Annotated in this window: 24 protein-coding genes and 1 pseudogene; 16 read left to right on the top strand and 9 right to left on the bottom strand. The window is 71.9% G+C overall.

Annotation, left to right across the window (positions count from 1 at the left end; all coding sequences use genetic code 11):
• Nucleotides 1-64: 64 nt before the first annotated feature.
• From AC061S_RS18300 to AC061S_RS18290, 3 genes and pseudogenes are all read left to right on the top strand, one after another.
• A pseudogene (locus AC061S_RS18300) lies at nt 65-202 on the top strand (transcriptional regulator); the annotation flags it as partial.
• Nucleotides 203-806: 604 nt separating this feature from the next.
• On the top strand, nt 807-1,121 hold the full coding sequence (locus AC061S_RS18295; protein ID WP_478687020.1) for a winged helix-turn-helix domain-containing protein: 315 nt from the start codon (nt 807-809) through the stop codon (nt 1,119-1,121).
• Nucleotides 1,118-1,441, top strand: a complete 324-nt coding sequence (locus AC061S_RS18290) for a replication initiation protein, RepL2 (RefSeq protein WP_478687019.1) — start codon at nt 1,118-1,120, stop codon at nt 1,439-1,441. The genes AC061S_RS18295 and AC061S_RS18290 overlap by 4 nt, the downstream gene beginning before the upstream one ends.
• A 26-nt stretch (nt 1,442-1,467) precedes the next feature.
• On the opposite strand, the gene hisC is transcribed toward AC061S_RS18290, so the two are convergent.
• From hisC to gap, 3 genes are all read right to left on the bottom strand, one after another.
• Nucleotides 1,468-2,556 carry a histidinol-phosphate transaminase gene (gene hisC / locus AC061S_RS18285; protein WP_478687018.1) on the bottom strand — a complete coding sequence of 363 codons (1,089 nt, stop codon included), beginning with the start codon at nt 2,554-2,556 and terminating at the stop codon, nt 1,468-1,470.
• 163 nt (nt 2,557-2,719) lie between these two features.
• The gene (locus AC061S_RS18280) at nt 2,720-3,634 is read right to left on the bottom strand and encodes a pyridoxamine 5'-phosphate oxidase family protein (protein WP_478687017.1); all 915 of its coding nucleotides are present in this window, start codon (nt 3,632-3,634) and stop codon (nt 2,720-2,722) included.
• A gap of 28 nt (nt 3,635-3,662) precedes the next feature.
• Nucleotides 3,663-4,670 (bottom strand): type I glyceraldehyde-3-phosphate dehydrogenase, encoded by a 1,008-nt coding sequence (gene gap / locus AC061S_RS18275; RefSeq protein ID WP_478687016.1) that lies wholly within the window; start codon nt 4,668-4,670, stop codon nt 3,663-3,665.
• A gap of 260 nt (nt 4,671-4,930) precedes the next feature.
• On the opposite strand from gap, the gene AC061S_RS18270 reads away from it, so the two are divergent.
• From AC061S_RS18270 to AC061S_RS18230, 9 genes are all read left to right on the top strand, one after another.
• Complete coding sequence (locus AC061S_RS18270; RefSeq protein WP_478687015.1) at nt 4,931-5,896, top strand: helix-turn-helix domain-containing protein; 966 nt, start codon at nt 4,931-4,933, stop codon at nt 5,894-5,896.
• Between the two features lie 92 nt (nt 5,897-5,988).
• Complete coding sequence (locus AC061S_RS18265; RefSeq protein ID WP_478687014.1) at nt 5,989-6,789, top strand: class I SAM-dependent methyltransferase; 801 nt, start codon at nt 5,989-5,991, stop codon at nt 6,787-6,789.
• Complete coding sequence (locus tag AC061S_RS18260; RefSeq protein ID WP_478687013.1) at nt 6,786-8,441, top strand: AMP-binding protein; 1,656 nt, start codon at nt 6,786-6,788, stop codon at nt 8,439-8,441. Before AC061S_RS18265 ends, AC061S_RS18260 begins: the two co-directional genes overlap by 4 nt.
• 83 nt (nt 8,442-8,524) lie before the next feature.
• Complete coding sequence (locus tag AC061S_RS18255) at nt 8,525-9,193, top strand: TetR family transcriptional regulator (RefSeq protein WP_478687012.1); 669 nt, start codon at nt 8,525-8,527, stop codon at nt 9,191-9,193.
• Nucleotides 9,190-9,774 (top strand): CGNR zinc finger domain-containing protein, encoded by a 585-nt coding sequence (locus tag AC061S_RS18250; protein WP_478687011.1) that lies wholly within the window; start codon nt 9,190-9,192, stop codon nt 9,772-9,774. The genes AC061S_RS18255 and AC061S_RS18250 overlap by 4 nt, the downstream gene beginning before the upstream one ends.
• A gap of 296 nt (nt 9,775-10,070) precedes the next feature.
• The gene (locus AC061S_RS18245) at nt 10,071-10,598 is read left to right on the top strand and encodes a toxin-antitoxin system HicB family antitoxin (protein WP_478687010.1); all 528 of its coding nucleotides are present in this window, start codon (nt 10,071-10,073) and stop codon (nt 10,596-10,598) included.
• 96 nt (nt 10,599-10,694) lie between these two features.
• Nucleotides 10,695-11,537 (top strand): DUF4097 family beta strand repeat-containing protein, encoded by an 843-nt coding sequence (locus AC061S_RS18240; protein WP_478687009.1) that lies wholly within the window; start codon nt 10,695-10,697, stop codon nt 11,535-11,537.
• A 65-nt stretch (nt 11,538-11,602) separates the two neighbouring features.
• Complete coding sequence (locus AC061S_RS18235) at nt 11,603-12,604, top strand: ATP-binding cassette domain-containing protein (protein ID WP_478687008.1); 1,002 nt, start codon at nt 11,603-11,605, stop codon at nt 12,602-12,604.
• On the top strand, nt 12,601-13,392 hold the full coding sequence (locus AC061S_RS18230; protein WP_478687007.1) for an ABC transporter permease: 792 nt from the start codon (nt 12,601-12,603) through the stop codon (nt 13,390-13,392). The genes AC061S_RS18235 and AC061S_RS18230 overlap by 4 nt, the downstream gene beginning before the upstream one ends.
• Nucleotides 13,393-13,437: 45 nt before the next feature.
• On the opposite strand, the gene rsgA is transcribed toward AC061S_RS18230, so the two are convergent.
• The 6 genes from rsgA to AC061S_RS18200 form a co-directional block, all read right to left on the bottom strand.
• Nucleotides 13,438-14,481, bottom strand: coding sequence for a ribosome small subunit-dependent GTPase A (gene rsgA / locus AC061S_RS18225; RefSeq protein ID WP_478687006.1), 1,044 nt, complete (start codon nt 14,479-14,481; stop codon nt 13,438-13,440).
• Nucleotides 14,474-15,148, bottom strand: coding sequence for a 2OG-Fe(II) oxygenase (locus AC061S_RS18220; RefSeq protein ID WP_478687005.1), 675 nt, complete (start codon nt 15,146-15,148; stop codon nt 14,474-14,476). Before AC061S_RS18220 ends, rsgA begins: the two co-directional genes overlap by 8 nt.
• Nucleotides 15,145-16,398 carry an MFS transporter gene (locus tag AC061S_RS18215; RefSeq protein WP_478687004.1) on the bottom strand — a complete coding sequence of 418 codons (1,254 nt, stop codon included), beginning with the start codon at nt 16,396-16,398 and terminating at the stop codon, nt 15,145-15,147. Before AC061S_RS18215 ends, AC061S_RS18220 begins: the two co-directional genes overlap by 4 nt.
• A gap of 2 nt (nt 16,399-16,400) precedes the next feature.
• The gene (locus tag AC061S_RS18210) at nt 16,401-17,498 is read right to left on the bottom strand and encodes a JmjC domain-containing protein (RefSeq protein WP_478687003.1); all 1,098 of its coding nucleotides are present in this window, start codon (nt 17,496-17,498) and stop codon (nt 16,401-16,403) included.
• Nucleotides 17,495-18,793 carry a cupin domain-containing protein gene (locus tag AC061S_RS18205; protein WP_478687002.1) on the bottom strand — a complete coding sequence of 433 codons (1,299 nt, stop codon included), beginning with the start codon at nt 18,791-18,793 and terminating at the stop codon, nt 17,495-17,497. Before AC061S_RS18205 ends, AC061S_RS18210 begins: the two co-directional genes overlap by 4 nt.
• A 386-nt stretch (nt 18,794-19,179) precedes the next feature.
• Nucleotides 19,180-20,253, bottom strand: a complete 1,074-nt coding sequence (locus AC061S_RS18200; protein ID WP_478687001.1) for a hypothetical protein — start codon at nt 20,251-20,253, stop codon at nt 19,180-19,182.
• A gap of 134 nt (nt 20,254-20,387) precedes the next feature.
• Here AC061S_RS18200 and AC061S_RS18195 point away from each other — a divergent pair, with 134 nt between their 5' ends.
• From AC061S_RS18195 to AC061S_RS18180, 4 genes are all read left to right on the top strand, one after another.
• Nucleotides 20,388-20,663, top strand: coding sequence for a hypothetical protein (locus AC061S_RS18195; protein ID WP_478687000.1), 276 nt, complete (start codon nt 20,388-20,390; stop codon nt 20,661-20,663).
• Between the two features lie 280 nt (nt 20,664-20,943).
• Nucleotides 20,944-22,107: a ParA family protein gene (locus AC061S_RS18190; protein ID WP_478686999.1), complete on the top strand. Its 1,164-nt coding sequence runs from the start codon at nt 20,944-20,946 to the stop codon at nt 22,105-22,107.
• Entirely contained in the window at nt 22,104-23,318 is a 1,215-nt protein-coding gene (locus tag AC061S_RS18185; RefSeq protein WP_478686998.1) for a ParB/RepB/Spo0J family partition protein, read from the top strand. Before AC061S_RS18190 ends, AC061S_RS18185 begins: the two co-directional genes overlap by 4 nt.
• Before the next feature lie 258 nt (nt 23,319-23,576).
• The gene (locus AC061S_RS18180; RefSeq protein ID WP_478686997.1) at nt 23,577-24,449 is read left to right on the top strand and encodes a DUF6008 family protein; all 873 of its coding nucleotides are present in this window, start codon (nt 23,577-23,579) and stop codon (nt 24,447-24,449) included.

The following is a 24,449-nucleotide window of genomic DNA, read 5'->3' as shown; positions in this document are numbered from 1 at the left end:
AGGTCTTACAGCCCGGTACGGGTTCGGGGACGTGAGCCGGCTCGGCCTGAGAGGCGGGGGCAGTCATACCGAAATGTGGCTGGACGACGCTGACAGCATCGCCACCCACCTGCGGGTGTGGAGGACGCTGCGAGAGTCTGCCGTCTTCGGGGCCGGTGCCCAGCACGCGATCAGCAGGGTTCGACGTTCACTCACCTTCTGACGTCCCGGGGCGGGTGGACCCCGACGAGATCGAGATCACGACGGGGCGGTAGAACAGCCGCCAGGTTCCGGGTTTCACGTCACACTGACGAATGCGGCCAGAGGTCTCAGCGAGGTGCGGGTACGTCGGTTCGACGGGTCTGGGCGCCTGTCCGGAGGCGGTCAGGTTCGCCTTAACGGCCGAGCCCGAGAGCTTGTGTGCGGCGCCTTGGTTGTCCAGGGTCCTTGGAGCCGGGCCGACGGTACGCGCAGAGAACCTCGATTCCGTGCCAAGGCAAACCGGAAACGACCCCGGCCACAGAAGGTGTGCCCAGACGAAGCCCGTCACCGCGATTACCGACGCTCACGGATTCGCTCAGCCCCGGCCGGCTGCCGGGCCGGGACCCGGCAGACATCAGCCCCCGGAAGCCAGTGGGTGGGCACGACCTTTCCATGTACAAAGAACGCGCAGCCCCTGCACGCTCTTGACCTGCGAAAACGTCGACCACAACGTGTTCCTGGGAACGGGTAACCCGTTCCTGGGAACGGGTCAGTTAGCTATGTGCACATACGCGGCAAGGCGGTGCGCTTCGGCCGACTCGGGTCTGAGCGACCGGGAGTTCCGTGTGCTGGTCTGGTACTGGTTCGCGACGGAGGAGCGCCAGGGCCCGGTCCAGATGACGGCTGTTGCCGTCGCGTCCGAACTGAACATGAGCGCGGGCGCCCTCTCCAAGACCATCAAGGTCCTCAAGGGAGCTCGCCTGCTGGTCGAGTCCGGCGGGATCGGCCGTACGAAGTTCTACCGAACGACCCCGTACCTTGCGTTCATCGGAACGGGCTTCGAACATCGTGAGGCGGTTTCCGACTGGAATCCCCCGGAGATGAGCATTCCGAAGCCGAGGGACCGCGGACGCAAGAAGAGCAAGGGAGACGCGACATGAAGGTCCACGGGAGCGAGGACGTGCTGTACGTCCTCAAGCGCACGGGACGCGTCCTGAACCCGAACCAGCGCATCGTCGTCATGCTGTACGCGGCTGCCGACCAGCGGCCGGACGGGTCGGTCTGGATCAAGGCCACCGACCTCGCCGAGACCGCAGGTATGAGTGCCCCGGTCTTCTCCCGGACGCGCAAGGAGCTCGAGGCCCTCGGGTGGCTCGAAGAGGTGGACAGCGTCGGCCCCGTGAAAGTTTTCCGGCTGACGCCGACGATAGAAGCGGAGCGCGACCAGCCGGCCGCGCACCTGAGGGTCGTCAACAGCTGAGACCCCCGGGCGCTGCGCCGGGGGTCTCAGTGGTCCCAGTGGGCCGCCGTCTTCAGGAGGCGGTCGTTCGCGTCCGGGGTGCCGATCGTGATGCGGACGCCCTCCTCGCCGAAGGGGCGGACCATCAGGCCGGCCGCTTCGCAGGCGTCCGCGAAGTAGGAGGTGCGGGAGCCGAGGCGCAGCCAGACGAAGTTGGCGTGGCTGTCGGGGACCTCGTAGCCCTCCGCGCGCAGGCCGGCGCTGACGCGGTCGCGTTCCGCCACCAGGTCGGCCACGCGCTCGCGGAGTTCCTCCGTGGCCCGCAGGGAGGCCAGGGCGGCGGCCTGGGCGGGGCCGCTCACCCCGAGCGGCACGGAGCAGGCGCGCAGGGCGGCCGTCACGCGCGGGTGGGCCACTGCGTAGCCGACGCGGAGCGCGGCCAGTCCGTAGGCCTTGGAGAAGGTGCGCAGCACCGCCACGTTGGGGCGGTCCCGGTAGAGGTCGACGCCGTCCGGGATGTCTTCGCCGGCGTCGACGAACTCGCGGTAGGCCTCGTCGATGACGACCAGGATGTGTGGGGGCACGCGGTCCAGGAAGCGTTCCAGTTCGGCGCGGCGCACGGCGGTGCCGGTGGGGTTGTTCGGGTTGCACACGAAGATCAGGCGGGTGCGGTCGGTGACCGCGTCGGCCAGTGCGTCCAGGTCGTGGGTCTCGTCGCGCAGCGGGACCTGTACGGAGGTGGCCCCGGCGGCCCAGGCCAGCAGCGGGTACGCCTCGAATGAGCGCCAGGCGAAGACGACCTCGTCGCCCGGGCCCGCGGCGGCGGCGACCAGGTGCTGGGTGATGCCGACCGAGCCGGTGCCCAGCACCAGGTGGTCGGCGGGCACGCCGAGGCGCCCGGAGAGTTCCGCGACGAGCTCGGCCGCGCCGGGGTCGGGGTAGCGGTTGAGGCGGCCCAGCCAGGTCTCGACCGCGGCGATCACCGAGGGGAGCGGCGGGTACGGGTTCTCGTTCGAGGAGAGCTTGTCGACGAACTCGTCACGGGCCGCGCGGCCCGGCACGTAGGCGGGGAGCGTCGAGACGTCGGCGCGCAGGCGGGGCAGGTCCGGACCGGGCGTGGCGGGCGTGGCGGGCATGGCGCATTCCTTAAACGGGGGAGGCCTTGGGCGGACGGGGAGGGTGCCGAGGGTGGCGAGGGTGCCGGGCGGGGCGTACAACACCGTCCGGCCGCGCCGACGGGGGAGGCGGCACGGCCGGACGGCGACCGGGGGAGGGTGAACGGCGCGGGGCTGCGGGGGTTCAGCCCCGCGCCGGTGCCGACGGGTTGTAGGGCGAGGGACCGCCGAACGCCCAGCGCAGCCGGGTCGCCCCGTCGATCTGCACCACGCGCTCGATGTCGAACTCGCACATCCGCAGGGCTCCGGGCACGTCCGCCCGGTCCCCCTCGGCCCAGTTGATCCGTGCCTTGCCCGTCAGTTGCAGGGTGTGGCCGGACTCCCAGTCCAGGAAGAGCAGTCCGCAGTTCTCGTTGAGCTGCAGATTGCCCAGGGTCATGTAGAAGGAATTGCCGAAGTAGTCGGGCCATACGAGCCTGCGCGGTCCCGCGACCGTGACGAAACCGGGGTCGCCGCCCCGGTGTGAGGAGTCCGCGCCGTAGCCGTCGGCCCGGCTGGCGATGAAGAAGGTGTCCGCCCCGGTGATCCACTTCTCCTGTCCGGGCGTGAGCGCGTCGCCGTCCCGGGGCTCCCGGGGAGCCGAGGCGGGGCCGTCCGCGACCGGGACCCGTACCTGGAGGTACTTGGGGCAGTTGCCCAGCACCTGCTCGGTGCGGATGTGTAGCGACTCCCCTTCGCGCCGCGCCACGCCGTTGATCCGGATCCGGGTCGTCGTGTGCGGTTCGAGGGCGAGCAGTCCGATGTCGGCCGGGTCCGCGAAGGCTTCGGCGAGCGGATCGCCGGGCACGGGCAGGGAGGACAGCGTGATCGTGCGCGGGCTCGTGGGCAGGGCGAAGCCGGGGTCGCCCGTGACCAGGGAGGACCACATGGCGCCCGTGGCGTCGGCGCCGCCCAGGAAGAGCATGCGCTGGCGCATCAGGTACTGGTCGAAGCCGGGCTGGATCACGTCGTCGAACATCGGCGAGCCCCAGCCGGGACCGCCTTCGCCGGCCTGCTTCTGGACGGCCTGTTCGCCCTCGTGATGGCGGGTCTTGATCACGGGAACCTCCGGTCGGGACGGGCGCCGGTCAGCGGGCGCCGATCAGCAGGGCGGTGTCCACGACACGGTTGGAGAAGCCCCACTCGTTGTCGTACCAGCCGACGATCTTGACCTGGCGGCCCTCGCCGATCACCTTGGTCAGGCCCGAGTCGAAGATGCACGACGCGGGGTCGGTGACGATGTCGCTGGAGACGATCGGCTCGTCGGTGTAGGCGAGGATGCCCGCGAGAGGGCCCTCGGCGGCCTTCGCGAAGAGCTCGTTGACCTCCTCGGCCGTCGTCGCGCGGCCGACGCGGACGGTGAGGTCGGTGGCGGAGCCCGTCGGGATCGGCACGCGCAGCGCGTACCCGTCGAGCTTGCCCTTGAGCTGCGGCAGGACCAGGCCGATCGCCTTGGCGGCGCCGGTGGTGGTCGGCACGGTGTTCGTCGCCGCCGAGCGGGCGCGGCGCAGGTCGCTGTGCGGTCCGTCCTGGAGGTTCTGGTCCGAGGTGTAGGCGTGGACCGTGGTCATCAGGCCGTGCTCGATGCCGAGGGCGTCGTCCAGGACCTTGGCCAGCGGGGCCAGGCAGTTGGTCGTGCACGAGGCGTTCGAGACGATGTCGTGCACGGCCGGGTCGTAGAGGTCGTCGTTGATGCCGAAGGCGATCGTCAGGTCCTCGTTCTTCGAGGGCGCGCTGATGATGACCTTGCGGGCACCGGCCTCCAGGTGGGCGCGGGCCTTGTGCGCGTCGGTGAAGACACCGGTGGACTCGATGACCACGTCCACCTCCAGCTCTCCCCACGGAAGCTTGGCCGGGTCGCGCTCGGCGGTCACGCGTATGGTCCGCCCGTCGATGACGAGATCGCCCTCGACGGAGCGGACGTCGTGGCCGAGCTTGCCGAGGGTGCTGTCGTACTTGAGCAGATGAGCCAGCGTCGCGGCGTCGGTGAGGTCGTTGACGGCGACCACCTCCAGGCCGGTGCCCCGCTGAAGGGCGGCGCGGAAGAAGCTGCGGCCGATGCGGCCGAATCCGTTGATGCCGACCTTGATCGTCACGTGATACCCCTCGTTCGGAAAACACATCCATGACCGCACGTGTATCCGCACTGTCCGGTCAGTCATCATCCACAACTGTACCGCTGGACCGGTGGGATGGCTTGCGTAAATGCGCCTGTTCATGGCCTGTTTACGCACCAGGACCGAGGTGGGACCCTGCGCATCGGAACATCTGATGGGGAGAGAGTACGTGCATGCAGGTATGTTTCTATGAGCCTGCCTGTCACGAGGGCATGACGCTTCCCGGAGCGAGGAGAACGATGGACATGCTGCCCCTCCGCGGGCCGAGCGCATCCGTGCCGGACCGCAGTCCACCGCTCGCCGCGCCCGCCCCGCCCGCCACGGGTACGGCGGCGCGGGTCATCCGCACACACGGCGAGTCCGCGTACGGGACCACCGTCCGCCGCGACTTCGGCGACGTCACCATCTCCCTTGTCACCGGGGAGGCCCACGAGGCCGTACGCCCCGGCCGGCACATCCGCCCCGGCCCCTCCGAGTCCCTGCGGGTGTTCCGGGTGCTGGCCGGCGAGATCCACGTCCACCAGGACGGCCGCCGGGGCCAGGCGAGCGGCCCGCAGATCATCTGCTGCGACACCAGCCGCCCGTACCGCCTCCTCCTGCCCAGGCCCTTCCACCTGGTCGAGGTCCAGCTCCCGCACCGGTACCTCGGCATGTCGGCCGGCGACACCGCGAAGCTCACCGCCACCGGCTGGTGCGGACGGATGGGCGCGGGCGCCCTGCTCTCCCAGCTCCTCGCCGGGCTCCACGACCACGGCACCGAGATCCACTCCGCCGTCGACCGGGTCGGCGCCACCGTGGCCGGCCTGACCGCGGCCGTCCTCGCCGACCGACTGCGCCACGTCGCCGCCGAGGACGAGGTGGCCCGGCACGACCTCATGCTCGGCATCCAGGCGCACATCCGCGCGCGGCTCTCCGACCCCGACCTCACCCCGCAGGCGGTCGCCGAGCACCACAACATCTCGCTGCGCTACCTCCAGCGGATCTTCCAGGACCACGGGACCAGCCCCGCCCGGTGGATCCGGGACGAGCGCCTCGCCCGCTGCCGGTCGGAGCTGCGCGACCCGCGGCTCGAACACCTGCCCGTCGGGGTGATCGGCGAACGGTCCGGTCTCTACCAGGCCTCGCACTTCAGCCGGCTTTTCCGCGACCGGTACGGCCTCACCCCGCGCGGCTACCGGACCATGCGCGAAGCCGTGCCCACGTAGGGGACGGGACGGCGCCGACGGGCCCGTCCCCGCGCGGCGGGCACCGACGACTACGAGCACCGACGACCGACGAGCACTGACATCCGAGGAGGATGACGGATTTGACCGGCACGAGCTTCGAATTCCCCGGTGAGTACTACGAGATCATGCGGAAGGACTTCCGCAACCTCGCCGCCGAGACGGAGTTCCTCGCGTCCCTGCTCCCCGAGGCGGGCACCGTACTCGACCTGGGCTGCGGCACCGGCTCCAACCTGCGCGCCCTGCGCGAGCGCGGACACCGCGGCACCGGCGTCGACCAGAGCGCCGCGTTCCTGGAGTACGCCCGCGCCGCCGGCGACGAGGGCGTCTCCTACGTGGAGGCCCGCGCCGAGGAGTACCGCACCGACGAGCGCTACGACCTCGTGTACAGCCTCTTCATGACGCTGAACTACCTGGATCGCGGCCGGCTCCCGGCCGTCCTGCGCTCCGTCCGCGAGCTGCTGAACCCGGGCGGGCAGGTCGTCCTGGAGTTCGGCCACCTGCTGAACTTCGTGGACTCCTTCCAGCCCAACAGCGTCGGCCACCACCGCCGGGACGGGATCCTCATCACCCGCCTCGCCCGCCAGTTCATCAACGCGCACGCCGCGAACTGGCGCAACGAGGAGACCCTGCTGGTCCGCACCGCGGACGGCACGGTCGCCATGTACGACAACTTCTTCGACCAGGCCGTCCTGACGGGGCCCGAGGTGCGCGAACTGCTGGCCGCGGCGGGACTGACCATCACGGCCGAGTACGGCGGGTTCCGCAAGGAGCCCGCGCCCTTCCACGGCCGGGGCCCGCTCGTCATCGTGGCCACCGCGACCCCCGCCGACACCGCGTCCGACACCGCTCAGCAAGAGGAGAACCAGGCATGACCGGCACCGTCACATCGCTGCTCGACGGCGGGCCCGCCCCCGAACCCGGCGTCGCGCACCTCGGCGCCGCCCTCGTCCGCGCCGTCGCCGAGAGCGACGGCCGCGGGGTGACGTACATCCGCGCCGACGGCACCGAGGCGCACCAGAGCTACGCCGATCTGCTCGACGACGCCTCGCGCGTCCTGGCCGGCCTGCGCGCCTCCGGCGCCGCCACCGGCGAGAAGATCATCCTCCAGTCCGCCGACGACGCCGACCTCCTCGCCGGCTTCTGGGGCTGCGTCCTCGGCGGCTTCCTGCCGCTGCCCGTCAGCGCCGACGCGGTCAACGGACCCGGCCTGCTGGAACGCGTCTGGGGCGGGTACGGCCGCCCGCGCGTCCTGACCGGCACCGGCCAGGAGATCGCGCCCGCCGTCGCCGCCGACGCCGGCTGGGGCGCCGCCCACCTGGGCGACGTGGCGAGCCTGCGCGCCGCCCACGAGCCGGACCACTTCTGGCACGAGCCGGACGCCGCGGACCCGGCCGTCCTGCTGCTCACCTCCGGCAGCACCGGCGTGCCCAAGGCCGTCAGCCTCACCCACCGCAACATCCTCACGCGCAGCGCGGCCACCTCCCGCGTGAACAAGCTCGACGCGGGCACCCGCACCTTCAACTGGATGCCGCTGGACCACATCGGCGGCCTCGTCATGTTCCACGCGCGCGACGTCTTCCTCGGCTGCGCCCAGGTCCACGCCAAGATCCAGTGGGTGCTGGAAGACCCGCTGCGCTGGCTCGACGCCGTCTCCACCCACCGGGCCGACACCACCTGGGCGCCCAACTTCGCCTTCGTGCTCGTCAACGACCAGGCCGACCGCTTCGAGGGCCGCGGCTGGGACCTCAGCCCGCTGCGCTACATCATGAACGGCGGCGAGGCCGTCCGCTCCGGCGTCGTACGCCGCTTCCTGGACCTGCTGGCGCCCTACGGTCTGCCCGCCACCGCCATGTTCCCCGGCTGGGGCATGTCCGAGACCACCGCGGGCGTGGCCGACTGCCAGTTCACCGAGGCCGCCGCCGGCGACGACCGCTACGTACCCGTCGGCCGTCCGCAGCCCGGCACCCGCATCCGGGTCGTCGACGAGCACGGCGCCCTCGTGCCGTGGGGCGTCACCGGCCGCCTCCAGGTCACCGGTTCGACCATCACCTCCGGGTACTACGACAACCCCGTGCAGAACCGGCAGTCCTTCACGGACGACGGCTGGTTCAAGACCGGCGACCTGGCGTACGTCGAGAACGGCATCCTCACCGTCACCGGCCGCACCGACGACGTCATCCAGCTCGGGGAGATCGCCTACCACGGCCACGAGATTGAGGCCGCCGTCGAGGAACTCGACTTCATCGAGCCCTCGTACACCGTCGCCTCCCTCGTCACCGCCGAGCCCGGCGGCCCCGAGGAGCTCGCCGTCTTCTTCAGCCCCCGCACCGGCACCCTCACCGGGGAACAGGGCGAGCGGATCCGCGAGCGGGTCCGCGAGCGGCTCGGCGTCGACGTGCCGCACCTGCTGCCCGTCGACCGGTCCGAGATCCCCAAGACCGGCATCGGCAAGCTCCGCCGCGCCCAGCTCCGCAAGAGCTTCGAGGACAGCCTGGCCTCCGTCCCGGCCGGCACCGCGGCCTGACCGTACGGGTGGTGTGGTTCGGGCGGGCCCGCCCCTGGCCACACCACCCGTACGTCTCCACCCCCTACGCACGAGGAGCGCCCATGGCGCAGCAGGAGCGAGCCGAGCGGACGCGCAGGGCTCTGATCAACGGCGCCGCCAAGGCCATCGACCTCTACGGCTACGAAGGGGCCTCGCTCGCCGTCATCTGCACCGCGGCGGGCGTGACCAAGGGCGCCTTGATGTACCACTTCCCCGCCAAGGACGACCTGGTCAGAGCGGTGCGCACGGAGGCGCGGCAGACGATCGTCGGCGCGCTGGGCGCGGTGCCGCACCGCGGGGTCCGGCCCTTGCAGACCGCCGTCGACATGACCCACGCCGTCGCCGGACGGCTCGGTCACGACCCCGTCGTACGGGCGGGCGCGCGGCTGACCCGGGAGTTCGTCCACTACCCCGACGGCAGCGTCTCCTGGACCGATGCCGTCCGTGAGGAGCTGGCCGACGCCCTGGCCGGCGCGGCCGACCCCTGGGGGACGGCCGCGCAGCTCGTGTACTCCCTGATCGGGATGGACGTGTGCCTGCGCAGCGAGGAGCACCGCCCGGGCCGGTCCTGCGGGCCGCTGCGCGGGCACCTGACCCGGCTGTGGCAGCTGATCCTGCCGGGGATCCTCGCGGCGCCGCAGGCCGTGGAGCTGTACCGGGCCGAGGGCTCGTCGCCGTACTGCGCCTTCGCGGCCGGTCCCGAATCCGTGCCCCTCGGGCCGCGGGCGTGAGCGTGGGGACGGGGGCGCCCGCGCCCGACCCGCGTCCGCTGACCGGCGAGCCGCTCAGCCTGGACCTCCTCAACACCCTCTGGCACGACCGGTACGGCCGCTACGACCTGCTGGACTCCACCGCCGGGCTCGCGTGCTGGCTGGCCGGCTCCCGGTCGGCCGCCGCGTACGCCCGTGGCGAGCTGCGTACCGACCGGGCCACCCTGACCGCGGCCCGGGCCGCGCGTTCGGCGCTGGCCGGCGTGGCCGGGCGGGCCGACGCGGGGCCGGTGGCGCTCGGCGCCTTCAACCGGCTGCTCGACGCGGGCCGGATCCGCCGGCTGCTCACTGCCTCCGGGCCGGTCGAACGGCTGGAGGCGCCCGACTCGGGCCGGCTGCTCGGGTACCTCGTGGCGGCGGACTACCTGCGGCTGCTCAGCACCGCGGGGGACCGGGTGCGGAGTTGTGCGGACCCGTCGTGCGGGCTGCGGTTCTACGACGTCAGCCGCAACGGCACGCGGCGGTGGTGCACGAGCACGGGGTGCGGGAACCGGGCGAAGGCGGCCCGCCACTACGCGCGGCGGACCGCGGCCACGTCCTGACACCGGGACCCGTCACCTCGTGCGGCGCCGTTGCCGGGGACCAGCCCCCGGACCCCCGCGCCTCAAACGCCGGCGGGGCTGGATTTGGCCGGCGTGTGAGGACCGGGGTCCGGGCAGAGCCCGGGGAACGGGCGAAGGGCGGGTAGGGGACGCGCCCCGCGTAGCGGTGATGCCGGCTGGTGTCACTGTGGCGCCATCGCTCTGACCAGCATGTTTGTATGCGGCGACACCACCACGCCGCAGAGTGGTGCCACATTGGCTCGACATGGCGCCATGGCTGTGCCATGCTGTGGGACATGGACCTCACGCCCTACGTCACCACCCTCCGCCAAGAGCTCGCCGTCGCCGCCGAGGCCGGCGGCGACGAAGCCCGCAAGCTGGCCGAGAGGCTCACCGCTCCGCTGGAGTCGGCGACCCGGCTGACCCTGCTCAACGTGCTCTCCGCCGCGATGGACGAGATCACCCGCGAACTCGCCCCCGGCTCGGTCGACGTACGACTGCGCGGGCTGGACCCCGAGTTCGTGGTGATGCTGCCCTCCACCGAGGGCCGCGCCCCCGCCGCGGAGCCGGCCGCCCCGGCCTACGCCGAGCCGCTCGCGGCCCAGGCGCCCGCCGACGGCGACGAGGGCGGCACCGCCCGCGTCAACCTGCGGCTGCCGGCCCACCTCAAGGCCCGCGCCGAGGAGGCCGCGAACCGCGAGGGGCTGTCGGTCAACGCGTGGCTGGTGCGCGCCGTGTCGGCGGCGGTCGACGGCGGCACCCGGCCCCGGACGCCGGAGAAGGCCCAGAGCGTGGGACAGAGCTTCACCGGCTGGGTGCGCTAGACCGCCCCGGCGCCTGGCCAACCGCACCGCATCAGTTCGCCCACACCACGTCCCACCAGCGGGGACGCCCTGAAGACCCAAGAGGACGGGACAGTCATGCCTACTTTCGACACCTCCGGAGCGATCTCGGTCACCGCGCACGTGGAGGCCGGCTCCATCCAGTTCACCGCGGGCGACCGCCTCGACACCGTCGTCGCGGTGCGGCCCCGCGACCCGAAGCGGGACAAGGACGTCCGGGCGGCCGAGCAGACCGAGGTCGCGTTCGCCAGTGGCGCGCTGAGCGTCAGGACGCCCAAGTCCAATCCGTTCGGCCGCCCCGGCATCGTCGACGTGACGATCGAACTGCCCACCGGCTCGCACGTCGACACGACCGGCTCCTGGACCCAGGTGCTCGGCGAGGGCCGGCTCGGCGAGGTCCGGGTGAAGACCTCGTCCGGCGACGTCCGCCTCGACACGACCGGCCCGCTCAAGCTGACCGCGTCGCACGGCTCGATCACCGTGGACCGGGCCGAGGGCGCGACCGAGATCACCACCAGCTCCGGCAGCCTGCGCCTCGGCTTCGTCGACGGCCCCGCCGTCCTGAAGAACTCGCACGGCACCACGACCGTCGGCGCCGCGACCGGCGAGCTGCGGGTGAGCGGTGCCAACGGTGACATCGAGATCGTGCGCGCCGAGGACTCGGTCACCGCCAAGACCGCCCACGGCACTCTGCGGGTGGGTGAAGTGGCGCGCGGCACCGTCGAGTTGGAGACCTCCTACGGGGCCATCGAGGTCGGCGTCCGCGAGGGCACGGCCGCCTGGCTCGACGTCAGCTCGGGCTCCGGCCAGGTGCGCAACACCCTCACCGCGTCGGGGAGCCCGGAGGGGACCGCGGACACCGTCAAGGTCCGCGCCCGCACGAAGTACGGCAACATCGACGTCCGCCGCGCCAGGGCCTGATCGAGCTCCGGTTCCCCTCCCTCCCTCTCCCCCCCCGTCACTTCAGCCTTCGAATGGAGGGCCTCATGCCTTCTTCTGTCATGCCCACATCACGACAGGGCGACGGTCACCCGTCGCCGGCCGCCGTCTCCACCACCGGTCTGCGCAAGTCCTACGGTGACAAGACCGTGCTCGACGGCATCGACCTGAGCATTCCGGCCGGGTCCGTGTTCGCGCTGCTCGGCCCGAACGGTGCCGGCAAGACCACCGTCGTGAAGATCCTCTCCACGCTCATCGGCGCCGACGGCGGACAGGCCCGGGTCGCGGGCCACGACGTCGCCGGCTCCCCGGACGGGGTGCGCGCCGCGATCGGCGTCACCGGCCAGTTCTCCGCCGTCGACGGGCTGATCACCGGGGAGGAGAACATGCTCCTCATGGCCGACCTGCACCACCTGTCCAAGCGGGAGGGGCGGCGGGTCACCGCCGAGCTGCTGGAGCGCTTCGACCTCACGGACGCGGCGCAGAAGCCCGCCTCCACCTACTCCGGCGGCATGAAGCGCCGCCTGGACATCGCGATGACGCTGGTCGGCACCCCGCGGATCATCTTCCTCGACGAACCGACCACGGGCCTCGACCCCCGCTCCCGCCACAACATGTGGCAGATCATCCGCGAACTCGTCACCGGTGGCGTCACCGTCTTCCTCACCACCCAGTACCTGGAGGAGGCCGACGAACTCGCCGACCGCATCGCGGTGCTGAACGACGGACGGATCGCCGCCGAGGGCACCGCGGAGGAGCTGAAACGGCTGATCCCCGGAGGCCACGTACGACTGCGGTTCTCCGACCCGGCCGCGTACCGGTCCGCCGCCGCCGCGCTCGGCGAGGTCACCCGGGACGACGAAGCCCTGGCGCTGCAGATCCCCAGCGACGGCAGCCAGCGCGACCTGCGCTCCGTCCTCGACCGGCTCGACGCCGCCGGCATCGAGGCGGACGAGCTGACCGTGCACATGCCCGACCTCGACGACGTGTTCTTCGCCCTGACCGGTGGCGCCGCAGCCGCCAACCAGCCCAAGGAGGCTGTCCGATGAGCTCTCTCTCCTTCGCCCTGCGCGATTCCTCCACGATGCTGCGCCGCAACCTCCTGCACGCCCGGCGCTACCCGTCCCTCACCCTGAACCTGCTGCTCACCCCGGTCATGCTGCTCCTGCTCTTCGTCTACCTCTTCGGGGACGTGATGAGCGCGGGCATCGGCGGCGGCGGCGCGGACCGCTCCGCGTACATCGCCTATCTCGTCCCGGGGCTCCTGCTGATGACCATCGGCAGCACCACGATCGGCACCGCGGTCTCCGTCTCCAACGACATGACCGAGGGCATCATCGCCCGCTTCCGCACCATGGCGATCCACCGCCCGTCGGTGCTCATCGGGCACGTCGTCGGCAGCGTGCTGCAGTGCGTGATGAGCGTGGTCCTCGTCGGGGCCGTCGGCGTGGCCATCGGCTTCCGCTCCACGGATGCCACGGCCCTGGAATGGCTCGCGGCGTTCGGGCTGCTCGTGCTCTTCGCCCTGGCGCTCACCTGGATCGCGGTCGGCATGGGCCTGATCAGCCCGAACGCCGAGGCCGCCAGTAACAACGCGATGCCGCTCATCTTCCTGCCGCTCATCTCGAGCGCCTTCGTCCCGGTGGACTCCATGCCCGGCTGGTTCCAGCCGGTCGCCGAGTACCAGCCCTTCACGCCCGCCATCGAAACCCTGCGGGGCCTGCTGCTCGGCAGCGAGATCGGCCACAACGGGTGGCTCGCCGTCGCCTGGTGCGTGGGTCTCACCGTGCTCGGCTACTTCTGGTCGACCTCGAAGTTCAACAGCGACCCGAAGTAGGCCGTCTCTTTCGGATCTTGCCTGGCCCGCGCGGGACCGCCCGGATCAGCCCCGGCGGCCCCGGCGGGCCTGCTTGCTGACGGCCTTCCACTGGCGCCGGATGTCGGCCATGGCGGAGGGGTCCTCGCGGCGTTCCCGGTAGGCGATCTCGCCCTGGAGCTTGCGCCAGTTGGCGAGGCGGGCGGACGGCAGGCCGCCGGTGCGGACGGCCTCCTCGACGGCGCAGCCGCCGTCGCCGTCGTGGCCGCAGTCGCCGTACTGGCACCGCCGGGCGAAGGCCGCGAGGTCGGCGAAGACGTCGTCGACGGACTCGCGGCTCGCGGCGACCTCGAGGGAGCGGATGCCGGGGATGTCGAGGAGGACTCCGCCGGAGCCGAGGAGGTGCAGGCGGCGGGTGGTGGTGGTGTGGCGGCCGCCCGCGCGGCCGACCTCGGTGACCGCCTCGTGGGTGCCTTCGAGTGCGTTGAGCAGCGAGGTCTTGCCCGCGCCGGAGGGGCCGAGCATGACGGCGGTGGTGCCGGGACCGAGCCAGGTGCGCAGGGTGTCGAGGCCCTGGCCGGTGTGGACGCTGACGGGCAGTACGGGGACGCCGGGGCTGAGGAGTTCGGCGGCGGCCGCGTCCTCGGCGCCCTCGTCACGGGTCCGGTCGCTCTTGGACAGGACGAGCACCGGCTGGGCTCCGCTCTCCCAGCCCATGACGGAGAGGCGCTCCACCATCTTGGCGTTGAGGCCGCCGTCGAGCGGGACGACCATCAGGACGGTGTCGATGTTGGCCGCCATGACCTGGGGCCCGCTGCCGGCGGCGCCCGCGCGGCTCAGGACGGCGCGGCGGGTGGCGACGGCGTGGATGCGGCCGTCGGCGCCGAGTTCGACCCAGTCACCGGCGACGGGGGTGGCGGGCAGCTGGGGTGCGGTGGTCGCGCTGTGCTGGACGAGCCGTCCGTCGGCCGCGGTGAGCAGGACCTCGCACACCGATCCGTGGTTGACGACCACGCGGGCGGGGGCGCCCGGCCCGGTCCAGCGGTCCTCGTCGGCGGAGTTCCAGCCGAGTCGTTCGAGGGAGGCGGGGGCGGTGAGCGTGTCAGTCATGGGTGTTTCCCTCGGTGATGAAGCCGGTCCAGGTCCGGCGCAGCCGGTCGCCGGCGGCGGAGTCGACGCGCTGGACGGCGTGCATGGTGTGGGAGCGGAAGACGACGAGGCGGTTGGGCCGCGGCAGGATCAGCGTGGGGTGGACGGGGCCGTGGACGAGGGCGGCGCCGTCGCCGGCCTCGGGGCGGGACTCCTCGTCGATCAGAGCGAGGGCGCCGCCCCAGCTCGCGTCCCAGTTCTGGTGGGCGAAGTAGACGAACGCGCCCACTCGGCCGGCGCCCGCGTCGTTGTGCCAGCTGAGGCGGGAGCCCGCCGGGTAGCCCCAGGCGCTGAAGCTGAGGGCGAGGCTGTCGTCGTCCTCGCGGGCGGCTACGACGTCCAGGTGCGCGGTGACCTGTTCCTTGACGGCGCGCTGCCAGCGCGGGGCGTCGGCGGTGGCGGCGGCGAGCGGCTGCTTGTCCGAGCCGGCGCGGTAGGCGAAGCCGTCGTAGACCGGGTCGATGGTCGACAGGACGGGCTTCAGGCGCAGGGCGGCGAACTCGGCGGTCACCGTGGCGAAGTCGGCCTGGGGCAGCAGGTCGTCGATGACGACGAAGCGGTCGCCGCGGGAGTGGAGGTGCGCGGCGGCGCCGGTCGCCGGCACGTCGAGGACGCTGGCGAGGTTCATGGGGTTGCCTTCCTTCCCCGGCCGGCCAGACGGGCGGCCGGGAGACCGAGCAGCACGAGGAGGAGGGAGAGCACGAGGAGGACCACGTCGTAGTGGTCGGTGAAGAGGCCGCCGACGAGCATGCCGAGAGGTACTCCGACGGCGTTGACGAAGTTGTCCACGGAGCCGACGCGGGAGAGGTAACGCTCGGGGATCTCGCTCTGGTAGGCGGTGTCCCAGACGATGCCGCAGGCGGCGGTGGTCAGGGCGCACAGCACGAACGAGGCCGCGATGACCGCGGTCGGCAGGTGGTCGCGCAGGGTCAGGGTGGTGAACTGCAGGACGGCACCGAGGGTGACGACGACCGCGGCGGCCTTCCAGGGGTGCTGCTTCGACGCCGAGATCACGGTGAGGGAACCGAGCAGGGAGCCGACGGCGAGGCAGGTCGCGAGGACCGACCAGGCGCCGCCGCCGCCGAGGGAGTCGACCGCGATGACGGGGCCTGCGACGGCGGTCAGGCCGATGCCGAGGGAGACGAGGAACCACAGGGCCATGCCGAAGCCGAACCACGGGTACCGGGCCATGACCGCGAGACCGGCGCGGAAACGGGTGTCCTCGCTGTCGGCGGCGGCGGGGACGGCGGCGCCCCGCGCCCGGCGCGCCGGGGTGTGGACGCGCGACAGCCGCAGCAGCAGGACGAGGTTGACGGCGAAGGACGCGACATCGAGCCACAGCACCCAGGTGAAGCCGACGGTGGTCATCAGCACGCCGGCCAGTACGGGGCCCAGCAGGAACGCGACGTCGGCGACGAGGGACAGCAGGCCGTTGGCGTCCTGGAGCCGCTCCTCGGGGACGAGTTCGGGTGTCAGGCCGATCTGGGCGGGGATGTAGAGGGCCGTGCCGACGCCGTAGACGGCCGCGGACAGGCACAGGTGCCAGCTCTCGACGGGCAGCAGTCCGGCGAACAGCAGGGCCAGAGAGCCCTGGGCGACGAGGCGCAGCACGTCCGCGCCCATCATCACCTTGATCCGGTCGTACCGGTCGGCGACGCGGCCGCCGGCGGCGACCATGAGGAACCGGGCGCCCCACAGCGAGAGCAGCACCCAGGTGATGCCCGCGCCGGAGCCGGACACCTGGTACGCGGCCAGGGCGAAGGCTACGGGGACGGCCGCGTCACCGATCTTGGAGACGACGTTTCCCGCGAAGAACGTGGCGAAGCGCCGTTCCCGCAGGATCGCGGTCTTGTCCTTGAGTCGGACGGTCGTGGACACGGTCACCCTTCGCAGATGAGGAAGTCGTTGCGCGCGCCGAAGCGGATCAGCTCACGCAGGTCGGCGGCGGGGAGGTCGCTCTGGGCGGCCAGCTCGTGCCAGGTCAGGGCGGAGCCGCGGGCGAGCAGGCCGATCGTGGGTTCCAGGCGGCGGTCGAGCCGGATGCGGCGGCCCATGGTGAGGACCACGAGGCAGTCGTCGGCGGGTCGGATCTTCGGCGGGAAGCGGCTCGCCCAGCGGATGCGGGTGCGATCGCCGACCTCGCCGGTCAGGACGGAGGGCAGGGAGACGCCGACGCGCCGGTCGGGCCGCATGGCCAGGCGGGTGGCGAGCCATTCCGGGTCCGGCTCGGCGGCGCTGGTGCCGAGGAGTTCGTGGGCGGCGAGGGCCTCTTCGCGCAGATCGGCGAAGGGCTCGTAGCCGATGGTGAGGTGGACGGTGAGCTCGCCGGTGCCCGAGACGCAGTGGGCGGTGTCGCGTGGCACGGACAGGCACATGCCGGGCTCCAGGACCCGGTCCAGGCTGTCGGGGGCCAGGTCGCGGGAGCGGTCGCCGACGCGGGTGTCGACCTGCCAGTGCTTGCGGCCGAGGAGCTGCAGGATCAGGGCGTCGTGGTCGTCCGAGTGGACGTCGAAGGCGGAGGCGTCGCCCGCGGTGATGTAGCAGTTGACCCAGGCCCGTGCGTGGAGCTGGTACTCGATGGCCTCGCACAGCAGCATCACGCGCTCGTCCAGGGCCTCGATGTGGCTGATGACGAGGGTGGCGCCGCGCTCGATCGCACGGTGCAGGTAGGCGGGCACCAGGGTGGTGTGCAGGACCTCGCCGTCTCCGACGCGCGAGCGCATCCAGCGGCTGCGGTCGACCTGGCGGCCCGACTCGACGAGGCGGAAGTTGGAGGCCAGCGCGCCGGGGCGGGCCAGGGCGGACCAGACGCCTGCCAGCAGGGCGACGGCGGCTTCGTCGGGGCCGGCGGCTGGGGACTCGGCTGGGTACTCGGACGGGGAGTACAGACGGACGCCGGAAGCCGGGGGCAGGGCGTCGGGTCCGCCGAGGGCGCTCAGCAGGTGCTGGGCATAGGCGAAGGCGTCGAAGCCGCTCATGCCGCCGTCACCGCCCCCAGCAGGTAGAGCCGGCGGGCCAGCGCGGAGCGGCGGGCGGCGTCCAGGCCCGCCGGGAGCCGTTCGGCGAGCCCGGCGAGGGTGAACGGCTGCGTGGAGCGGGTCGCCTGCTCCAGTGAGGTGAAGTCGAGCCCGTCGGGGACGGGCAGGGAACGGCCGCGCACGACGAGGACGGCGCCGGAGGCGGTGCGCGCCGCGGCGACGGCGCCGGGCTGGGTCCAGCGCAGCAGGAGGCCGTCAGCGGGGCCGTCGGCCGGCAGCGCGGCCGGATGCGGGCGGCTGAGCCGCCCGGTGGTGCGCAGCCGCAGCCCGCCGAGGGCGAGTTCGTCGGCGATCCGGTCGGCGAGCGGGAGGGCGTCGGCGGAGCCGGCCGCGTCCGCGAACAGGTCCCGGGCCCAGTCGGCGACCTGCCGGCCGGTGGGGTAGTCGGCGAGCGCGGGCGCGTCGAACGCGGCAGCGGAGCGCCACAGGGCCTCGGTGACGAGTGAGCGGGCTTTCACCGGATAAAGGGTGAGGCCGAGAAAGGCGGAGGGACCGAGATTGCGGAACACGTGGTACGTGTCCTTCGGTATGCAGAGGAAATCTCCGGGCTGGAGTACGAAGCGCTCCGCAGTACCGAGGTGCTGCTCGATGTCGAAGGTGATACGCCCGAAGGAAGGGCTCGGGGTTATCCCGGAGGCGTCGAAGGGGTTCTCCTGCCAGACCCACACTTCCTTGGGCGAGGGGCCGAGATGGAAGATGAGCGACGGCTCCGCGTCCTTGTGGATACCGAACGGGGTCCACCCCGCGTCGGCCACGAAGGTGTACACGTCGGTTCCGGAGGGGAGTTCGTGGACACCCTCGACGACGACGTCCCGCAGGAGGGCGGCGACCCATTCCGCGAGCGGCAGGTTCCAGGAGGAGACGTCGTTGACGGCCAGGCAGGCCTCGGGGCTGCCGGCGGTACGGGCGAGCCATTCGACGGCGCTCTCACCGGGGGCCAGGGGCGAGTCGATGAACCGCTTCGTCAGCGCGTAGTCGAACGCTCCGGGCCGGAAGGCCCGCAGCCGCAGGTCACCCGGGGCGGTGCGGGTGGCTGTGCGGAGGCTGTCGTCGATCAGCCGGCCGATGTGACCGGGATCGGTGACGAGGGCGGGCAGGAAGGACGTCGAGGTGAAGTCCGGGGCCTGCGCGGCCGTGAACGCCTTCCACTTCTCTGCGTCGATGGTCGTCTGACGGACCCGACGGACCTGACGGACCTGGCTGGTCTGGCTGCTCTGGCTGCTCTGGCTGCTCATCAAAGTCACCGCTGTCCGGGGAAATCAGGGTAGATAGGCCGACGCGGCCGGTGTCCTCTCGGACGACCGGCCGCGTGACGTAGCGGGCCTCAGTGGCCGACGTCCTGGCGCGGGGAGAACTCGGCATCGAAGTCGAAGTTGTCGTCCTCGAGGATCTCCATGACCAGGTTCTTCTCGTTCTCCATATGGCCATTCCTTTGTGTAGGAGGGGGCGCTGAAAGGGTATTCAGCAATGTCTACCGAAGGGGGGCTTCAGTAAGACCGTCAGCGGCTTGTGGCTGCTTTCCGGTTCGTTCTGAGAATGAGCTTGGCATGCCCGTCGGACGGTTGTCATGCTTTTCGTTTGGCAGGGAATTCGCCTGGCAGTTTCGTGTCAGGCGGGACGCTCACAGCAGACCGCGCTGGGCGGCCCGAAGGCCCAGCTGGAAGCGGCTGTGCGTGCCGAAGCGCTCCGACAGGCTGGAGATCATGCGGCGTTCGCTGCGCAGGGAGATGCCGAGTTTTCGGGCCACCGCCTCGTCCGTCAGGCCGTCCGCCAGGAAGCGGAGCAGGGCGCGCTCCTGCGCCGAATAGCCCGTGCCCACCTCGGAGTTGCCCGCCTCCTGCGCCAGCGGTGTGCCCTCGTCCCACAGGTAGGAGAACAGCGCGCCCAGCCCCGCCAGGGCACCCGGCTCGCGGATGACGGCCGCGCCCTGCCCGCTCTCGTGCGAGGGCGTCGGCAGGACGGCGCACTCCCCCTGGGCGATGCGCATGTGCATGGGCAGGGAGGGAACGGTGCGGATCTCGGCGCCGGCCAGGGCCAGCCTGTTCATCGCTCGGCGCCGCTCCGGGGATCCGGACGTGCTGTCCAGGTGGAGCACCCGGACGCGCAGGCCGCGGGCGAGCGGTTCCTCGTAGAGGGATACGTCGAGGTCCCAAGGGGTGCTCTCCCCGGTGCCGGTGGGGGCGAGGACGCAGAGGTCGGTGGTGGAGTCGAGCACGAACTCCTCCAGGCGCCGGCGCACGGCGTCGGCGCCGGCGAACCGCTCCACCGCGCCGGTGGCACTCTCCCGGCCGAGGGCGGCGTAATCGGCGAGCAGGTCCGCCACCGCCGCGCGTCCGGCGTCCACTTCGAGCTGGGTGCGCCGCAGTTCTTCCTCCCGCCGCGCCAGCAGCGCCGACAGGCCGGCCTGGGGCGGGACCAGACGCAGGGTGCCGGCGCCGGCGGCGCGTTCCGAGGCACCGGCCGCCCCGGCGACACCGACCGGACCGGCCGCACTGCCCGGATCGGCCGCATCCGCCGTGCCGGCCACGGAGGAGCGCAGCAGCGCGAGGTCCGCGAGGCGGTCCAGGGCGCTCGCCACGGCCGCCCGGCTCGCGCCCAGCGCCTCGGCGAGACGGTCGATCCCCCAGGAGGGGTGTTCGAGCATGAGCCGGTAGACGGACTCCGTCCCCGCGTCGAGTCCCAGTACCCGCAGCATCAGTGTTCCCCCGGAATCGTGTGGATGGGTCGGGTGGTCGCGGCGGCGGTCCGCGGGGTCACATCCGTGCCGTGGCACGGATGTGACCCCGCCCCGTCGGTGGATCGGCGGTCCGCCTCCGGCATAGTCGGTGCGTGCACCTCGTCGAGTTCGCCTTCAGCAAGCCGCAGAGCGCCCCGGACGCATCCGTCGACGCGCTGCTGCGCGCGCTGTGGGAGGTGTCCGTGCCCGCTGACGGCCTGGAGCATCTGCGGGTGCACGCCGCCCGCTCCGGCGCGCGGGGTGTGGCCTTCCTCTGCGCACCCGACGCGGCGACCGCGCTCGCGCACTGCCGCGGCGTGTGCCAACGGGCTCTGGAGCGCTCGGCCGAGCTGTCCGGATGGAAGCTGGCGCACCCCGCGCAGTCCTGAGGCACTCGCGAAGGTGCCCGTAGCGCTCCGGCGAGCTGCCCAAGTCCCGCCGTCTGGCGAGGTGTCTCTTGTCACCACTTCATTCTTGGGATAGGCCGACCGCGATGCTTCTTCTGTCGTGCTGAGCGCCCCTTGCGGGGTGCGGATGAACAGGCCGGTCACGGGCGGGGTTTCGACCGCCGCCCGGGCAGAGTTCTTTATGCCGTGATACCGGGGCAGGCCGGTGGAATGGACCCCACAGGAATCGATCTTGCGCCGGGGAAGTTAGTAAGCTCGCTTCATGTCGTCTACAGAACCGCAAACTGACCGTAAGAAGGTTGTCTCCAAGCTGCCCGGAGCGCTGCGCACGGACCTGAAGGTGCGGGCCGCGGAGCTCACGATCGACATCCAGGACGCCGTGGCGCAGGCCATCACCGACTGGGCGTCCGTCGACGGGACGCTCCCCCAGGTCGATACGGCGCGGGCGGATTCGTTCGCCACCTGGCTGCCGGAGGAGCTGTACAACGGTTTCAAGCGGGACTGCGTACGGCTGGGCATCCCCTACGTCCAGGGGCTCAGCCAAGCGGTGCGGCTGTGGCTGGAGACGCACCCCTCGCCGCGACGGCGTCCCGCGGCGACCGGCATTCCGCACCGCAAGATCGTCTGCAACCAGAAGGGCGGGGTCGGCAAGACCACCATCTCCGCCGGGATCGGGCAGGCGTTGGCCGAGGAGACCGACCTCGGGGGGCTCGGGCTGCGGGTGCTGCTCGTGGACTACGACCCCCAGGGGCACCTCACCAAGCAGCTGGGGCTGCCGCAGCTGCCGCACGACGGGGACAGCCTGGCGAAGTTCATGTCCGGTCAGGCCCGCGGTGACATCCGGGACCTGGTGGTCACGGTCGAGGAGCCCCGCTTCGGCAAGCGGCTCGACGTCCTGCCCGCGTGCGCGGACGCCTTCCTCCTCGACATCATGATCGTCCAGGCCCGCAACCGGCAGGCGACGCTGGAGCGCGCGCTGGAGCCGCTGGAGCCGCACTACGACGCGATCATCATCGACTGTCCGCCCAGCCTCGGCATGGCGATGGACGCGGCGATCTACTACGGGCGGCGGCGCGACGGCGAGGCGGCGCGGGTGTCCGGGGCGGTGATCACGGTCCTCGCCGAGGACTCGTCCGCGGACGCGTACACGATGCTCATCGAGCAGATCGAGTCCGGGAAGACGGACTGGCGCGTAGAGGTGGACTACCTCGGACTCGTCGTCAACGCCTACGACTCGCGCGACGGTTACGTCGTGACCTCCGCCCTGCAGGCCTGGCGACAGCTCAGCGATCCGCCGGTCATCGGTGTCATCCCCCGCCTGAAGGAGCAGCGGGAGGCCGCCAGGGCCCGTCGGCCGCTGCTCGCCTACGCTCCGCACTCCGAACAGGCGGACATCATGCGCAGCATCGCCAGGGAGATCTCGTGAGCACCGCCCGTGAGCGCGTGGGGCCCTCGGCGGCGTTCAGCCAGGCCGCCTCGCCGCGCAGCATCCGGGGCCACCTGATCGACAGCCTCGTCGGCTCCGCGCCGACGGAGATCCCGCTGGACAGGATCACCTACAACCCCGGCAACCCGCGCGAGGTCCTCGACGAGGGGTACATCTCCGCGCTCGGCGCCAACATGGGGCAGGTCGGGCAGGTCCAGCCGGCGACGGTGATGACCCGGCTGGCCTTCCTCGTCGCGCACCCCGAGCACCAGGACGACGTGCCGGCGGACGCGGAGTACGTGGTGCTGGACGGGCACTGCCGCCTGGCGGCCGCCCGTTCGGCGGGGCTGCCGACGCTGAAGATCACGGTCGACGACTCCGCGGCGGGCACCCCCGAGGACATCCTGGCGGCGGCGCTCAGCGCGAACCACTTCCGCAAGGACCTCACCTATATAGAGGAGGCCCGGGCCCTGGAGGCGCTGATCGCGCACCACGGCAGCGCGGCGGCGGTCGCCGAGTTGCTGGGCGGGAGGATGAACTCGGGGTGGATCTCGCAGCGCCGTGCGCTGCTGGCGCTGCCGGAGGACGTACAGGACCGGGTGGACGCGGGAGAGATCCCGCTGGAGATCGCACGGACCGCGGGGCGCAAGGACCCGGAGGAGCAGAGGGCCTTCATCGAGGCGCGGCTGAGCGAGCGGCACGCCGCACAGGCCGGGAAGGCCAAGGCCAAGCGGGGCCGGGCGGCCGCGGCGCAGCGGCGGGCCGCCGGCGGCGACGGCGAGCCGGGGATGTTTTACGGCGTAAGCATCCGGGGTGCCGTGGACGCCGGGTCCGGTGAGGTTTACGGCGTAAGCGACCGGGGGCACCCGGGCGCCCCCGGCGGGTCCGGGTTTTACGGCGTAAGCAACGCGGGCGGTGCGGCGTTCGAGCCCGGTGGGTTTTACGGCGTAAACAACCGGGGCGGTGCAACCGGCGGGCCCGGGGAGTTTTACGGCGTAAGCAACGCGGGCCACGAGAGCCCCGAGGAGGACGCGGCTCCCGGCGCGGACCGGTCCGACGCGGACCGGTCCGACGCGGGCACGCCCGACCGGATGCCGTGGTCGGACGGGGACAAGGTCGCGGACCTGGTGCTGGCCAGGATGGGCGAGCGGCAGCGGGAGGTCCTCCTGCGGCGCATCATCGAGGCCCGGGCGGCGTCCCGGCCCGAGTAGCGGCGATCAGCGATGTGGGGCCCACCGCGGAACGCGCGGTGGGCCCCACGTGTGTACGGAGTCGGCGGACCTGGCGAAGTCGTCGCGAGCCTCCGTCCGCGGCCTGCCCGGCAGCCGGAATAGCACTTTGGAAGAAGTCGGACGGTGCTCCGGCTCCTTAGCGTGTTGCTCGCGCGGTACCGGGCGCCCCTGACGGGGGAGCGGCCCGGCACGCGCGGCGGTCCGTCCGGTCCACGTCGTCCCTCTGAAGGAGCCTTCATGAACCACCCTCCGGGTATGCCGGGTATGCCAGGAATGGGGGGTATGGCGTCTTCCGTGGACACTGCCGGAGCTGTCCTCTTCATCCTCTGGGCCGTCGCGATGTGGGCGGCCGTCGCGGTCCTGGCATACGCGAACCGGGGTGCGGTGAAGCCCTGGCTGTACAAGTCGTCGGTCGGCCTGATCGGCCTCGGCGTCGTGGGCCAGCTCGGTCACTTCCAGGAGCACGTCTCGCAGGCCGGCTACTGGGTCATGCACCCGCTGTCCCCGGCGTGGATGACTCCGTGGGCCAACAGCCTGTCCCGGGGCATGGGCCAGGTCGACATGACCAAGCCCTCCCTCGGCATGGAGATCCTGCACCTCACCGGAAACTTCATCTTCCTCGCCGGCCTCGTCGGCATCGTGCTGATCACCAAGCGGGCGACCGGTCACCTGCAGTCCCGCAAGTGGGCCAAGATGGGCGTCTGGATGCAGGGCATCCACGGCCTCGAGCACGTCGTCCTCACCCTGTCCGTCGCGCTCGGAGCGAGCCGTGCCATCGGCCTGTCGACCTGGTTCGGCACCATCCCGCCCGGGCCGGCACTGACCACGTACCGAGTGTGGTGGCACTTCGTCGCCAACCTGATCGGCACCGGCATCCTCGCGGTGTCGCTGTACCACCTGTGGCGCGAGAAGCGGGCGGTCAAGGCCGGGTACCAGGCCGACCTCACGGATGAGGGCGGTACGGCCGCGCCCGTGACCGGGCCCGCGTCCGGCCGGACCACCGAGCCCACCGAGCCCACTGCGGACGCCGAGACGTGCCCCGCGGGCTACCGGGCCCCGGAACCCGACACCGACACCGCCGAACCGGCCCTGGCCGGACGCAGCGGATAG

Source organism: Streptomyces sp. CA189, from assembly GCF_056428985.1.
Note: the sequence above shows the minus strand (reverse complement) of the source record. Positions and strands in the feature narration are given on the sequence as shown.